Origin of the sequence: Ruicaihuangia caeni, assembly GCF_029952955.1 — a bacterium.
Lineage (GTDB): Bacteria > Actinomycetota > Actinomycetes > Actinomycetales > Microbacteriaceae > Ruicaihuangia > Ruicaihuangia caeni.
In genome coordinates this window covers 1-14,264 of record NZ_JASATX010000007.1, presented here as the reverse complement: position 1 = coordinate 14,264, position 14,264 = coordinate 1, and the positions used below count along the sequence as shown (strand labels likewise).

The following is a 14,264-nucleotide window of genomic DNA, read 5'->3' as shown; positions in this document are numbered from 1 at the left end:
CGGACCGTATAGGGCTTCCGCAGCCGGGCAGCCGTTGTGCTGCTCGAGCGCTCGAAGGACCCGTCGGATGCCGCGAGCCGTCAGGCGTGCAGTGCCGGCACGATGAGGTAGATGCCGAAGAGCACAGCGGCTCCGCACAGCACCCAGCAGGTGCGGGCGAGCCACGGTCGGCGGGCTGCGTTGCGCACGCCGAGCGCGAAGAGCACGACCACGGCGCAGGCGCCCAGCAATGATGCCGCCGCGACCACGAAGAACGCAGCCCAATCGATCACCGCGCCTCCTCGACGATGTTCGCCTCGGGAACGGGCGAGACAGGCACCGGACGAAGGTTGACATTCTCGTGACCGACCGCGTTGCGTCGCGAGATGAGGTACATGGTGAGAATGAGCCCGACGCCCGCCAGAGCGTCGAGAACGATCCCGATCGTTCCCATTCTCGCCACGAGCTCGGCAAGCCCCGCCACGCAGGCGGAAGCGGGCAGCGTGATGAGCCACGCCATGGCGATCCGGCCCGCGACACGCCAGCGAACGGCTTTCCGGTCGCGTCCGAGACCGGAGCCGATCACAGAGCCGGACGCCACCTGGGTGGTGGAGAGCGCGAAACCCAGGTGCGACGAGGCCAGGATCGTTGCCGTGGTGGAGGCTTCAGCAGCGAAGCCCTGAGGTGGAGTCACCTGCGTGATCCCGGTGCCGAGCGTGCGGATGATGCGCCATCCGCCCGTGTAGGTGCCCAGCGCGATCGCCAGTGCGCAGGTGGCGATAACCCAGAACTCGGGCCCGGTACCGGCTGCTTGCGCGCCGGTGGCGATCAAGGTGAGCGTGATGACGCCCATCGTCTTCTGAGCGTCATTGGTGCCGTGTGCGAGCGCCACGAGCGATGAGGTGAAGATCTGTCCGCGCTTGTAGCCTTCCAGGCTGCCTCGTCCTGCCACACGGTAGGCGAGCTTGGTGGCGATGAACGCGATGACGCCGGCGATCACGGGCGCGAAGAACGCTGGGAGCACGATCTTCGAGAGCAGCACGCCTGCATCGATCGCGTGGAAGCCCACGCCCACGACCGCGGCGCCGATGAGGCCGCCGAACAGCGCGTGCGATGAGCTCGAGGGCAGCCCCAGCAGCCAGGTGATCATGTTCCAGACGATCGCGCCGATCAGTCCGGCGAAGATCATCTCAGGAGTGATGAGCACTCCCCCATCGCCTTCGCGGATGAGCCCGCCGGAGATCGTCTTCGCCACCTCGGTCGACAGGAACGCCCCGACGAGGTTGAGCACTGCCGCCAGCGCCACCGCGAGCTTCGGTTTGAGCGCCCCCGTGGCGATGGGCGTCGCCATTGCGTTGGCTGTGTCGTGGAAGCCGTTTGTGAAGTCGAAGAAGAGCGCCAGCCCGATGACCAGCACGACGACGAGGGAGAGTTCCACCGGGAACGATCATAAGAGCGTCGGGCGACCGCAGGATGCCGGAATCGATCTTCCTCGTTTCAAGCTGCCCCGACGTCGGCTCGCGTCGGGGTCGGGGCGTACCGGCCGACGGCACGCAATGCAGGTCGTTCAGGGGCGCCTGGGATACTCGGGAACGCGCCGATCACCGGCGATCGCACCCGAAAGGAACCCAGTCATGCCCCTGCTCGGACGCTCCGACCTTGAGATCTTCCCTCTGGTGCTCGGCGGAAACACCTTCGGGTGGACCAGCGACGAGGAGACTTCGTTCGCCGTGCTCGACGCGTTCACTGCGGCCGGCGGAACCATGGTCGATTCTGCGGACGGCTACTCGCACTGGGCGCCCGGCAACACCGGTGGCGAGTCGGAGACCGTGATCGGCAAGTGGCTGAAGTCGCGGGGCTCGCGAGACGCGCTGCAGGTCGCGACGAAGGTCAGCACGCATCCGCAGTTCAAGGGACTGGCTCCCGACAACATCGCCAAGGCCGCCGACGCGTCGCTCGCACGCCTCGGCACCGACTACATCGACCTCTACTACGCCCACTACGACGACCCGTCGGTTCCGCTCGTCGAAGCCGCGGGCGCGTTCGACGCCCTGGTCAAGGCCGGCAAGGTGCGCCACATCGCACTGTCGAACTTCACTTCCGAGCGAATCGATGAGTGGTTCGATGTGGCCGAGCAGCACTCGTTCGTCAAGCCGATCGCGCTACAGCCGCACTACAACCTGCTCGCGCGCGAGCCGTTCGAGTCGAGCTACGCGCCGCTCGCCGAGCGACACGGTCTCGGCGTGCTGCCCTACTTCAGCCTGGCCGCCGGCCTGCTGACGGGTAAGTACCGCAACGCCGCCGATGTCGAGGGCGCTGATCGCGCGAGGCAGACGGCCAAGTACATGAACGACCGCACCTTCGGGGTGATCGACACCCTGGTCGAGGTCGCAGCGTCGGTCGATGCGGAGCCGACCGCCGTCGCTCTCGCATGGCTTCGTTCGAAGCCGGCGGTGGCCGCGCCGATCGCCAGCGCACGCCACGTCGGGCAGCTCGACGCCGTACTGCGCGGAGCGACTCTCGAACTCCCGGCCGATGCACTGGCACGCCTTGACTCGGTGTCGGAGGGCATCGCAGCAGCCTGAGGTCGCTGCGCCGGCGCCGAGATCAGGCGCTGGCGCTGTCAGGCGCCGGCGGCGAAGGCCGCGAGCGCACTGCCGAGCGCCGCTGCGTCGTCGACGTGGCACAGTTCGCGAGCGGAGTGCATCGACAACAAGGGCGCACCGACGTCGACCGTGCGGATGCCGAGCCTCGTTGCCGTCAGCGGCCCAATGGTCGAACCGCACGGCACCGCGTTGTTCGACACGAATTCCTGGTACTTGACACCCGCCGCTTCGCACACTCGCGCCCAGAGCGCGGTGCCGTGGGCGTCGCTGGCGTAGCGCTGATTCGCGTTGAGCTTCAGCAACGGGCCGCCGCCGGCGCGCGGCTGATTGTCAGGGTCGTGCTTCTCGGCATAGTTGGGGTGCACCGCGTGGCCGGTGTCAGCCGACAGGCACCACGAGCCGGCGAGTGCCCGCGCGCGCTCTTCGCTTCCCCCTCCTCGCAGAAGCACGACGCGCGTGAGCACGTCATCGAGGAAGGGTCCGCTCGCACCCGAACGGCTCTCAGACCCGAGCTCCTCATGGTCGAAGGCTGCGAGCACGCTGATGTGATCCAGGCCCGAATGCTCTTCGAGGAGCGCCCGCACACCGGCGTGAACGGACACCAGGTTGTCGAGTCGGCCGGCCGCGAACAGCTCGCCCTCCGCTCCGAACCTGGCGGGGTGCGCGGTGTCGGCAGTGAGCAGGTCGAACCCGACGACATCATCGCGGAGCACGCCGGCTGAGCGCGCGAAGCGCTCCAACAGGTCACCCTCGCTACCCGTGCCCCACACGGGCTGCACATGACGCTGCCGGTCGAGGGTCAATGCCTGATTCGCATCCCGATCGAGATGGATCGCGAGCTGCGGAATACGCAGCAACGGCCCGGTGCGCACCAGGTGCTCGGCACCGCCACGGGTGACGATCCTTCCCGCCAATTCGAGTTCGCGGTCGAGCCAGGAATTGAGAAGCGGCCCGCCGTAGACTTCGACACCCGCCTGCAGCCAGCCGTGCCGCGCGTTGCTGGGGTTCGGTTTCAGCTTGAACCCGGGCGAGTCGGTGTGAGCACCGATGATGCGGAACGGCGCCACCGGGTCGACAGTCTCGGGGGTGCGCCACGCGATGACGGCGCCGTCCCGGATCACCACCGCGCCGGGTGCCGACGCGATCCGCGCCGCCTGCGCGCTCCAATCTTCGTGCTCGAGCAGCCGCACGAACCCGGCTGCCTCAAGCCGCCTCGCGACTTCGGCGGCGGCGTGGTACGACGAGGGAGACGCCTCGATGAACGCGGCGAGGTCATCGGCATAGGCCACCGCAAGGTCGCGCATGTCGTTCTTGCGGTGATGTCCCGCCGCATTCGCGGCGCTCACGCGGGTGGCTCTTCTCCGCCCAGGACGGTCTCGAGCACCGAGACGAACTCCGGGTCAATCGGTTGCACCTTTGGGCGCACTCGCGCTGCAACCGTGCCGTCGGCGCCGACCAGGAACTTCTCGAAGTTCCACTGGACGTCGCCAGCCGTCCCCGCTGCATCAGGCGCGCCCGTGAGCGCCGCGTACAGCGGATGCCGGTTATCGCCGTTGACGTCGATCTTGCTGAACACGGGGAAGCTGACGCCGAACTCGGTGCGGCAGAACTCTTGGATCTGCTCGTCGGTGCCGGGTTCCTGCTCGCCGAATTGGTTGCACGGGAAGGCGAGCACTTGAAGTCCGCGCTCCCCGTATTCGCGTTGCAGCTGTTCGAGGCCCTCATACTGCGGCGTGTTGCCGCATTCAGAGGCCACGTTGACGATGAGCAGCACCTTCCCGCGGTGCTCCTCGAGCGTGATGTGCGAGCCGTCGGACTTGCGGATGGGGACGTCGAAGGGCACGGTGACAACGCTCATGCCTCGAGCGTACCCAAGGGGTCAGGCCGCATCTGCCTCGGGCTGGCCGGGTGGTTCGCCGGAGGGGCGGCCGGTTGCTGAATGCCGCCCGGTCGCGCCGGGGTCGTAGACGGGTGGGACAGCGTCCGGCTGGTCGAGCACGCTCCAGCCGTGAGGAGTGACGTTGATGCGCAACGTCGCCGGGATCTGTTCACGCATCGCCTCGACGTGACTGATGAGCCCGATTGTGCGGCCGCCTGCGCGCAACCCGTGGAGCGTGCTCATGGCTGTCTCGAGCGTGGCGGCGTCGAGAGAGCCGAACCCCTCGTCGATGAACAGGGTGTCGAGCGTGATACCCCCTGCGCGTGAGGTGACGACTTCTGCGAGGCCGAGCGCGAGCGCGAGCGAGGCAAGGAATGTCTCGCCGCCAGACAGTGAATGAGTGGCCCGCGCCACACCGGTGTGCTGATCCAAGATCGCGAGCCCCAGCCCAGAGGCTGCTCGCCGATACTGCACCTCGTCATCGTGCACCAGCGAGTACCGCGCGTCGGTCATGACCCGGAGACGCGAGTTCGCGGCGTCGACGATGGCCTCGAGCTCGGCGGCGAGCACGTACGCTTCCAAACTCATCTTCCGGGTGTTGGGTTCATCGCCCTTCACGGTGTTCGCGAGCTGGAGTATCCCTTCATAGCGCTCTCGAGCGACGCGCGTGCGTTCGAGCGCCTCCAACGCTTCGTCGGTGAGCCGTCGCGCTTGAGTGAGTTGTTCGGCGCGTGCGCTTTGCGCTGCGACGGCACCATCTCTTGCGGCGCGAGCGACCGCCAGTGAGGACTCGGCGCGTGCTGGGTCTGCCGGTTCGGTTGGCAGATCGCGGAGTTGGGGATCGTCGAGCGTCGCGCGATGGCGGACGACCTCGTCGTCATGCGCCTTGATGCGCGCGCGGGTCTTCTCCAGTTCGGACGGCTCGAGCCTCGCTTCTCGCACTTCGTCCGCTTCAGCGAAGCCGTGGGCCTGGAGACCCTCTTGGAGTGCCCTCGCTGCACGATCGAGCACCGTCTTGCGCTCGGCAAGCGTGGCAGCCGCATCGCGCACCCTCTTGACCGCATCCGCACCGGACACAAGGGCGTGCATGCGTTCTGCGATGGAGGCGTGGTCTCCGCGCCGGCTCTCGATCGCTGCGGCCATGTCGTCATGGCTCCGGAGCGCCGCCTCCTCGGCGGCGACCGCGGCTGTGCGGTGCTCGCGAGCATCGGCCGCGCGCTCCTGAGCCTGCGCGAGTTCGTTCAGGAGCGAATCGAGGGCAGTGCTCTGCGTCGTCACCATCTGCGCTGCAAGACGCGAGGCCTTGGCTCGCTGCTCGGCGGAGGCGATCGCCTCGTCGACACTCGCGAGCGGATCGGCAAGGTCGAGGAATCGGCCTAGCCGTGCTCTCGCTGCCGCAAGCGCTTCGCGACTCGCATGAACGACGACTGCCGTCTCATCGAGCGCGGCTCGTTCGCGGTCAAGCTGCTCAGTGGCCTGGTCGATGTCGTGTTGCGAGACGGCGTCATCGCTCGGCGCAGCGGGAGCAGGGTGCTCGTTCGATCCGCACACGACGCAGGGAGCGCCGGATTCGAGCTGAGCGGCCAGCTCGGCGGCGTACCCCCGGTACCGGGCTTCGCGCAGCGCGGTGAGTCGCTGTGCTGCCTCGCCGTGCCGTCTGGACGCGCTGAGTTCCTGCTCGACGGCACTCGCGAGTTCAGGCTCCAGACGCTGAACCGCTCGGGCCGCTTCCCGGGTCTCTCCAAGGCGCTCCAAGTCGGCGAGCGCGTTGTCGATCTCGGCAGCGAGGAGCTGGTGAGCGTGGAGTTGGTGACGGATGACGTCGATGCGCGCGGGCAGCGACCGAGCCCGTTCTTCGAGCTGCTCGAGCTCCTGGTCGAGCAGCTCGCGACGCAGTTCAGCGGCAGCCGCCGCCTCTGCCAGCTCTGGCAGGCGGCGCTCATCGGCGGCTGCCGACTCGAGGGCGCCCTTGTCGGCGATGATCAGGTCGAGGAACGGCGCGAGTGCGTCGTGATCACCAGAGAGCACCGCCGCGGCGGTGGCAGCGGCTTCGGGTCTCTGCAAGGCGCGGAGCAATTCTTCGACGACATCGCCCAAGCCCCGGAGCGCTTCGGCGGCGCCGTCGCCGGCAGCCGCCCAACCGGAAGCCGCGTCTGCGTGAGCGATCAGCGTCGGCCACACGCCGGCCGCGCGCTCGGCGCGCTCGACGAGCGCGCGCGACTCATCAGTGCGGTCGGCCAGCGCTTCGAGCTTGAGCAGCGCCGACTCCGCCGCTGCTCGCCGGAGCTGGCGCTCGGCGAGCGTCAGTTCCGCGTCGCGGTGCCGCTCGGCCTCTTCGACCGCGACCGAATGCCGAGCAAGCGCTGCTGCCGCTTCCGCCGCGCGTTCTTCGAACCACTCGATGGCCATCGTGAACCACAGAGTTGCGACGTCCGCCGCCTCGAGGTCCACCGTCTCGCCGTCCGCCGTTTCGCCGTCGGCCCGCTCGCCGTCGGCCTCCGGTGCCTGAACCCGGGCGACGCTGGCCTCAAGCACCTCCGCCGGGCCGGAATCCGCGTCTTCGCACGTGGCTCCGGAACCTGCGTCGGCAGAACGTTCTTCGACCCATCCGGCTCGCTCCAGCAGAGCGGCAAGCTCTTCGCGCCTGTGCTCGACGCTCGACTCGGATTCATCCACCGCTGCCTTCGCTGCTGCGCGAAGGCTCTGCAACTCGGCCTCGAGCTGTTGGAAGCGTCGAGTGCCGAACAGCGTGCGGAGCAATGCCAACCGGTCACTGCTCTTCGCGAGCAAGAACTCCTGGAAACGGTTCTGGGCGAGCAGGATGACCTGAAGGAACTGCTCGCGGGAGAGCCCGATCAGCTCGCTCAGTCTGATGCCGACGTCGCGAGGTTTCGCGGCGATCCCTGTCCATACCCCATCGCGGAGCTGTTCCAGCGTGGCGGTTGCCGCCTGCGTGGTGGTCCCGCCTCCGCGCTTGCGAGGACGCTCGTACTCAGGTGAGCGCGTGACCCGGTAGCGGTCACCGTGAATGGTGAACTCCAGCTCAACGATCGTGTGATCGTCAGCAGCGCAATGGTCGCTACGGAGCCTCGGCTTCGTGCCCTCATAGCGCGGTACCCCGTCGTAGAGCGCGAAGCAGATGGCATCGAGCAGACTGGACTTGCCCGCTCCGGTCTTTCCCGAGATGAGGAAGATGCCGTCGTCTGCGAAGTGCGAGAAGTCGACGACCTGCTCGGTCTTGTATGGGCCGAAACCGGCCAGGCGCAGGCGTTCGATCTTCATGCCGTCGCCTCCCGCGCGGTGAGGCTCTCGAGCACGTCGTTGAGCACTTCGAGTTCGAAGTCGGTGGCGCCCACACCATTGCGCACATGGCGCAAGAAGCCGTCGATGAGCTCTGGATCGGACTTCGCCTGCACTCGGTCGCCGTAGCGACGAGCGTCGTCGGGCGCGATGCGCGCAGGACGGTGGTCAACTCGCGCGCAGTGCGGGAACCGCTGCTGCAGCTTGCGCATCGCGTCGATCGGCCGCACCTCGTCGGTGAGCACCGCGCTGACCCAATCTCCCTCGTGATCGGCGTACTCGGGGCCCTGCATCAGCTCGTCGAGCGACGCTTCCAACGTGCTCAACCGGCGCGGCACCGGGAGATCGAGCCAGGTCACTTCTTGCAGCCCTGCCGCTCCGAGCTCGACAAGCCAGGCGCCGCGGGGTTTGAAGCCCTCGCTGAACGAGTAATGCAGCGGCGCACCGGAGTATCGGACCCTCGGGCTCAGCGTGGACCGCCCATGCAGGTGACCGAGAGCCACATAGTCAGGGCCGTCGAACACCTGGACGGGCACAAGGTCGAGGCCGCCGGAAGTGATGTCTCGCTCGAGTCCGACGGTCTGCTCCTCGCTTCGGCGGACCGCGCTTGCACTGCCAGCATCCGCTCGGCCGATTGACTCAGCCGCGTCTTGCTCGTCGTGACGAAAGGCCACGGCGAAGCAGTGAGCCAGCGCGACTGAGCGACCACCCCGTTCGCTCAGGTCGCGTCGCACCCGCTGCATCAGGAAGTCGAGCGCTTCGGCGTGGGAGCGCGCTGCGCAATCCGGGAACTCGCGGCGCAGCAGGATCGGCTCGGTATACGGGATGCCGTAGAAGTGCACGGGGCCATGCTCATCGTCGATCGTGACGGGCCGGTCGGCTCGGTCGGCCCGCGTGATGACGTGGATACCCCCGAGCGCGGCGAACTGCGATTGGAAGCCGAGCCTGGTCGCCGAGTCGTGGTTACCACTTGTGAGCACGACCCGTGCACCGGCGTCGCGCAATCGGGCGAGAGCCTGACTCAGCGTCTCGTACGCCTCGACCGAAGGGGTCGTGGTGTCGAACACGTCGCCCGCGACCGCCACGACATCGACCTGCTGGGACCGCACGTGCTGCACGAGCGCATCGAGCACCTGAGCGATCGCGGGCAGCGTCGAGTTGCCGTGAAAGCTGCGACCGATATGCCAATCGGAAGTGTGCAGGATGCGCATGCAGCAACGCTAACCGCCGGCACCGACATCCCAGGGTCAGCACCCCGGAGCCGCTCGATCGATACTACAGCCGACCGGCGGCGGTTCAGCGTCGCTCGAGCAGGGTGATGACTTCGTAGTGCCCGGTGTGCGGGAACATGTCGAGCACGCGTGCGCGGACCGGCAGCAGCGACGGCATCCGCTCGAGGTCCTTGGCGAGGCTCTGCGCGTTGCAACTCGAGTACACGACGTGTCGCACACCACTCCCCTCGAGCCATTCGGCGAGCGTCGAACCGATGCCGCGACGAGGCGGGTTCACGATCACGAGGTCGGGTGCGCCGCTGTGCTCGACGGCGAACGCGGTGGCATCACTGGTGACGAATCGCAGACCCGGCATACTGCGCGCTGCCAAGCGGGCGCTCTCGATCGCCTCGGCGCTCGCTTCGACACCGACGACTTCGCGGCCCGGCGCTCCCGAGTTCGCATCCGTGAGTGCGGAATGGAGCGCGAACCCCCCGACACCGCAGTACAGATCCCACACCGACGACGGGCCGACTTCGTCGACCCACTCGCGCGCCTGGCGGTACAGGGCGGCGGCGATCTCCGTGTTCGTCTGGAAGAAGCTCTGCGGACGGAGCATCATGCGGATGCCGTTGACCTCCATCGTGAGCGTCTGCTGCTCGGTCAGCGGAATCTCCTCAGCGCCCTCGACGACCGCCTTGTGCTCCGGCAACAGGTTCGCCGAGGCGACCCGCAGCTGCGGCATCCGCTCGAGCAGTGCCGGGAGATGCTTGCGGATGCGCGGCAGCGCCTCCGTCGTACGCAGCACGAAGCGCAGCAGCAGTTCGCCGGCGGGCGACTCCGTGAGGATGAGGTTCTTCAGCTCGCCGCGGCGACGAGGCACGCTGTACGGCTCGAGCTTCGCCAGCCCGATGAACTCGGCGAGCGCAGGGAATGTCGCTCGCAGTCCGGGCTGCAAGATGCCGCAATCGCGCAAATCGACTCCGGCGCCGCCCGCGTCGAGGATTCCGAGGGTGGGATGCTGCTGGCTGCCACCGACGACCATCTTCACCTTGTTGCGGAATCCCGTCTCACGACTGGCAACCGGCGGCATCCACTCGATCGTCCGGTGCGCGGCGAGCAAGTGGCGGGCGTGTCGGTCCTTGCCGGCCAACTGCTCGTCGTACGACTGGCCCATCAGCGTGCAGGAGCCGCACACGGCCGCATCGAAATAGGCGCACTGCATGGCGCGGCAAGTCTACGCGAGAACGAGAGGTAGGAACCTTGGCGCCGCAGAAGCGAGTCGACACTGATCGCGACCGGGCCGGGCCCGATCGTCGACGAAGGCTGAGAGCAGTCCGATCGTCTGCCGCGACTACGTCGAGAGCCCCTTCGCGCCACTCCCCTGCGGCGAGTAGCCGATATATCGTTTGCTATCGCTAAGGCCACACGACGCCTGGGAGGTTGCCATGGACCGTTCATATCCGGGAGACCGCTTCGGCGGCCGCCGTCGCACCCCAGGAGGAGGCCGAGCCGGAGGCGGCAGCGGACTCTGGGAGGCGATGGAGCAGTTCCGCGATGCGTTCGAGGAGCGCGTCGGCACTCGCATGGGGCGCGGTGACGTTCGTGCGGCGATCCTTTCGCTGCTGGCGGAGCAGCCGATGCACGGCTACCAGGTGATCCACGAGATCGAGAAGCGCAGCCACGGCATGTGGAAGCCGAGTCCCGGTTCGGTGTATCCAGCCCTGCAGCTGCTCGCCGATGAGGGCCTGGTGACGGCGGCGGAAGCCGACGGCAGGAAGACGTACTCGCTGACCGAGGCGGGGCGCGCGGTGGCCGAGGACGCGAACGATTCGGCGCCATGGATGATGTCGGGCATGGGGCACGCGACGCATGGCGCCGCTATTCCGCGAGCGGGTTCCAAACTCGCGCAGGCCGCCGCGCAAGTAGCGCGCAACGGCACGCCCGAGCAGGTGAACCAAGCGGTCGCCGTGCTCGATGAGGCCCGGCGTAGGCTGTACTCGATCCTCGCCCAAGACTGACCGCGCGCCGCGCACCCGTCGGCGTCAAGGAGTTCCGATGGCCGACGTCAGGCAGATGCGCGCCCGCTACCGGCGGCTCCTACGGTTCGCCTTGCGGTACATGATCGAGGCTTGGTGGTTCGAGCTCGTGCTGCCGCGGATCGGATTGCGCGGCCCCGCTGCGCGCGGACGCCAAGCTCGGCTTCGGCGAATCGCTCGGAACTTCAGGGTGCTCGCCGTGGCGCTCGGCGGCCTCATGATCAAGGTCGGCCAATTCATGTCGTCTCGACTGGATGTGCTTCCTCCCGAGATCACCAAGGAGCTCGAGGGGCTTCAAGACGAGGTGCCTCCGGAGGAATTCGAAGCCATACGAGCTCTGGCAGAAGCCGAGCTGGGGCTGCCGCTCGAGCGCGCCTACGCCTACTTCGATCCGACACCGCTCGCCGCAGCCTCCCTCGGGCAAGCGCATCGCGCTCGCCTGACGGCAGCTGCGGCTGACGACACCGGCTTCAGCGACGCGGTCGTGAAGGTGCAGCGACCCGGTATCGAGGCGATCATCGCGGTCGATCTCGCGGCGTTGCGCAAGGTGGCAGGGTGGCTGCAGCGGGTGCGGCTGGTGTCGAGCCACGTTGACGCTCCGCGGCTCGTGGAAGAGTTCGCGAAGACCAGTCTGGAGGAGGTCGACTACCTCCACGAGGCACAGAACGCCGAGCGTTTCGCTGCCGCATTCGCGGACGACGAGCGAGTCCAGGTGCCCGCCATCGCTTGGGAGCGCAGCACCCGGCGCGTGCTCACGCTGCAGGACGTCACCGCCATCAAGATCAACGATGTCGAGGCACTGCGCGCCGCCGGCATCGACCCGTCTGCGGTAGCGAGGGACTTCGCGCCTGTGATGCTCGACCAACTCTTCATCGACGGCTTCTTCCACGCCGATCCGCACCCGGGGAACCTCTTCGTCACACCGGTGCCGGGCGGACCCGACGTCGAGGGCCGTCGCTGGACCCTCACCTTCATCGACTTCGGAATGATGGGCGAGGTCTCCGACTCGTTGCGGCAGGGCCTGCAACGGTTCCTCATCGCAGTGGCCGCGCGAGACGGCCGGCAACTCGTCGAGAGCATCCGCGCCCTGGGGGTGCTGCTGCCCGGGGCCGAGACCAGGCAGTTGGAGCAGGCCCTGACGGCGCTGTTCGCACGCTTCGGCGGCATGGGATTCGCTGAGCTCAGACAGGTCGACGAGCGCGAACTCCGGAGATTCGCGATCGAATTCGGCGACACCATGCGCTCACTGCCGTTCCAGCTGCCGGAGAACTTCCTGCTCATCATCCGAGCGATGTCGCTCACGTCAGGAATGTGCAGCGGGCTCGATCCGACATTCAACATCTGGAGCGCTGTCGAACCCTACGCTGCCCGCTTGCTGCGGGAGGAGGGGGGCGGAGCGGTCCGGCAGATCGCATCGGACGCGCTCGACGCAGCCCGGACGCTGGCCTCGCTCCCCCGCCGGATCGACTCCCTGACGGACCGGTTGGAGGAGGGTCGGCTCGCGATCGAGGTGCCGCGCCTCGAGCAGCGGGTTCGCGCGCTGGAGCGCATGGGGCGCCGACTCGTCTCGGCCGTGCTCTTCGCGGGGCTGTTCGTCGGAGGCATCCTGCTGCGCAATGACGACGACGATGTCCTCGGCTCGGTGCTGATGCTCGTGTCCGTGCCGCCACTGTTGCACGCCGTCACTGCCGGGCTCGTGAGACGGCGCCGCTCGGACTAGCGCTTGCGGTGCAGATGATGGCTAGGTCGCAACGGGAGGCGTTCGAGCCGCTCAGCGCCGCCGACGCGTCGAACATCGCCATCGACGCGCCTGACCAAGTGAATGCGTTCCTCATGGCCGGCGTGCTCGCACCGGGTGGACCGGCGAGCACTGATGGCACGGTGGATATGGCCGCGCTCCGACGACTGCTCAGCGAACGCCTGCGTGCAGTGCCGCGGATGGCGCAGCGGGTTGCTCGGCGCCGTTCGAGGCTGGTGTGGGAGCCGGCGACGCTCGATCTCGTTCGGCACGTGCGCGAAGTCGACCCCGTTGAGGGCCTGCCCGGTTTTGAGCGCTTGTGCGCCGCGCTGATCGTCGAACCGCTCGCCACGGACCACCCGCTGTGGGAAGTGCTGGTCGCTCCCGGCGTCGCGCCGAGCCGGTCGGGAATCGTGGTCCGCATCCACCATGCGATGGCAGACGGAATCGCCGCCGTGCGGCTCGCGCAAGCCCTGCTCGACCCGACACCGGCGACCAGCAACCGCGAGGTGATGCATCCGCCGCAGCCGGGCCCCGCACTCGGCAACTCTCCATCACGCCGTGCCGCGCGAGCGAAGCTCAAGACGCTTGTCTCGGCGGTGCAACGCACCGCCGCGATGTTCCGCACGGCCGTGCCTCGCACTTCCCTACTCGGGCCGCTCGGAGCCATCCGCACGATCGCGTTCGCCGACGTGGAGTTGCAGCCTCTCGCTCAAGGAGCCGCTTCGGTGGGCGCCACACTGAACGACGCGCTTCTAGCCGCAGTGGGCGCCGGTGTTCGGAGCGCACTCCTCGACACGGGTGAGGATCCTCCTGCAACGCTCCCGGTCAGCGTTCCAGTCGCTCTCCCAGATCGAGGCGGCTCGGGAAACGCGGTCGGCGTCATGGTCGTGCCCTTGCCGACGGCGGAAGCAGCGACCGAAGTCCGACTCAGCGAGGTCGCGGGGCTCACACGGGCCAGGAAGACCGACGCCAGGTCGCGTGGAACCCTCGAGATCACGCGGATGCCGTTGACCGCACGCATTTTCGCGCGTTTCGCCCGGCACCAGCGCATGGTCGCACTATTCGTCACGAACGTGCCCGGCCCACGGGATTCCCTCTCCCTCGGCGGTGCTCCGCTGGAGCGGATCTGGCCCGTGACAACCCTGCAGGGGAACGTGAGGGTGGGCGTATCGGCGCTTTCGTACGCCGGTCGTCTCATGTGCTCGATCCACGGCGATGCAGCTGGCGTGGATGCTCGACGAGTGGCGGCGGGTCTGCAAGAGGAATTCGCGCGGATCACCGGCCTCGCCCAGGCTCCGAAGGATTGACTGCAGCGGGCTCAGCACGGGCAACGCACGGGGGAAACACAACAGCCGAACCCGCGCTTAGCGAGTCCGGCTGTCCGGGATGTCCTGAGACATCACATTGGTTGCGGGGGCAGTGTGCTGGCTCAGGACATCGTGAACGCATGTCTCAAGACATAGTGAACGCTCCGGCACGCCAGAATCAGCGGTGTCGCGAGCCCGTCTG

Annotated in this window: 11 protein-coding genes; 4 read left to right on the top strand and 7 right to left on the bottom strand. The window is 67.7% G+C overall.

Translation table 11 applies throughout. From position 1 onward, the window contains the following. Positions 1–80: 80 nt before the first annotated feature. Together QF206_RS12030 and QF206_RS12025 are read right to left on the bottom strand one after the other, a co-directional pair. Positions 81–272 (bottom strand): hypothetical protein, encoded by a 192-nt coding sequence (locus tag QF206_RS12030; RefSeq protein WP_281489487.1) that lies wholly within the window; start codon positions 270–272, stop codon positions 81–83. Next, positions 269–1,417, bottom strand: coding sequence for an inorganic phosphate transporter (locus QF206_RS12025; protein ID WP_281489486.1), 1,149 nt, complete (start codon positions 1,415–1,417; stop codon positions 269–271). The genes QF206_RS12030 and QF206_RS12025 overlap by 4 nt, the downstream gene beginning before the upstream one ends. A gap of 196 nt (positions 1,418–1,613) precedes the next feature. On the opposite strand from QF206_RS12025, the gene QF206_RS12020 reads away from it, so the two are divergent. Continuing rightward, positions 1,614–2,564: an aldo/keto reductase gene (locus tag QF206_RS12020; protein ID WP_281489485.1), complete on the top strand. Its 951-nt coding sequence runs from the start codon at positions 1,614–1,616 to the stop codon at positions 2,562–2,564. A 38-nt stretch (positions 2,565–2,602) separates the two neighbouring features. Here the strand turns inward: QF206_RS12020 and QF206_RS12015 are convergent, their stop codons facing one another. The 5 genes from QF206_RS12015 to rlmC form a co-directional block, all read right to left on the bottom strand. Then, entirely contained in the window at positions 2,603–3,889 is a 1,287-nt protein-coding gene (locus tag QF206_RS12015; RefSeq protein ID WP_281489556.1) for a M18 family aminopeptidase, read from the bottom strand. A 38-nt stretch (positions 3,890–3,927) separates the two neighbouring features. Then, positions 3,928–4,443, bottom strand: a complete 516-nt coding sequence (locus QF206_RS12010) for a glutathione peroxidase (protein WP_281489484.1) — start codon at positions 4,441–4,443, stop codon at positions 3,928–3,930. Between the two features lie 21 nt (positions 4,444–4,464). After that, positions 4,465–7,746, bottom strand: coding sequence for an AAA family ATPase (locus tag QF206_RS12005; RefSeq protein WP_281489483.1), 3,282 nt, complete (start codon positions 7,744–7,746; stop codon positions 4,465–4,467). Next, positions 7,743–8,975 (bottom strand): exonuclease SbcCD subunit D, encoded by a 1,233-nt coding sequence (locus QF206_RS12000; RefSeq protein WP_281489482.1) that lies wholly within the window; start codon positions 8,973–8,975, stop codon positions 7,743–7,745. The genes QF206_RS12005 and QF206_RS12000 overlap by 4 nt, the downstream gene beginning before the upstream one ends. An 85-nt stretch (positions 8,976–9,060) precedes the next feature. Beyond that, the gene (gene rlmC, locus QF206_RS11995; protein WP_281489481.1) at positions 9,061–10,200 is read right to left on the bottom strand and encodes a 23S rRNA (uracil(747)-C(5))-methyltransferase RlmC; all 1,140 of its coding nucleotides are present in this window, start codon (positions 10,198–10,200) and stop codon (positions 9,061–9,063) included. A 223-nt stretch (positions 10,201–10,423) separates the two neighbouring features. Between rlmC and QF206_RS11990 the strand changes: the two genes are divergently transcribed. The 3 genes from QF206_RS11990 to QF206_RS11980 are packed head-to-tail and all read left to right on the top strand — an operon-like array spanning position 10,424 to position 14,062. Next, a complete protein-coding gene (locus tag QF206_RS11990; RefSeq protein WP_281489480.1) occupies positions 10,424–10,996 on the top strand; it encodes a PadR family transcriptional regulator in 573 nt (190 codons plus the stop codon). Between the two features lie 37 nt (positions 10,997–11,033). Then, positions 11,034–12,734, top strand: coding sequence for an ABC1 kinase family protein (locus QF206_RS11985; RefSeq protein ID WP_281489479.1), 1,701 nt, complete (start codon positions 11,034–11,036; stop codon positions 12,732–12,734). 17 nt (positions 12,735–12,751) lie between these two features. Next, entirely contained in the window at positions 12,752–14,062 is a 1,311-nt protein-coding gene (locus QF206_RS11980) for a wax ester/triacylglycerol synthase domain-containing protein (protein WP_281489478.1), read from the top strand. Positions 14,063–14,264 lie beyond the last annotated feature (202 nt).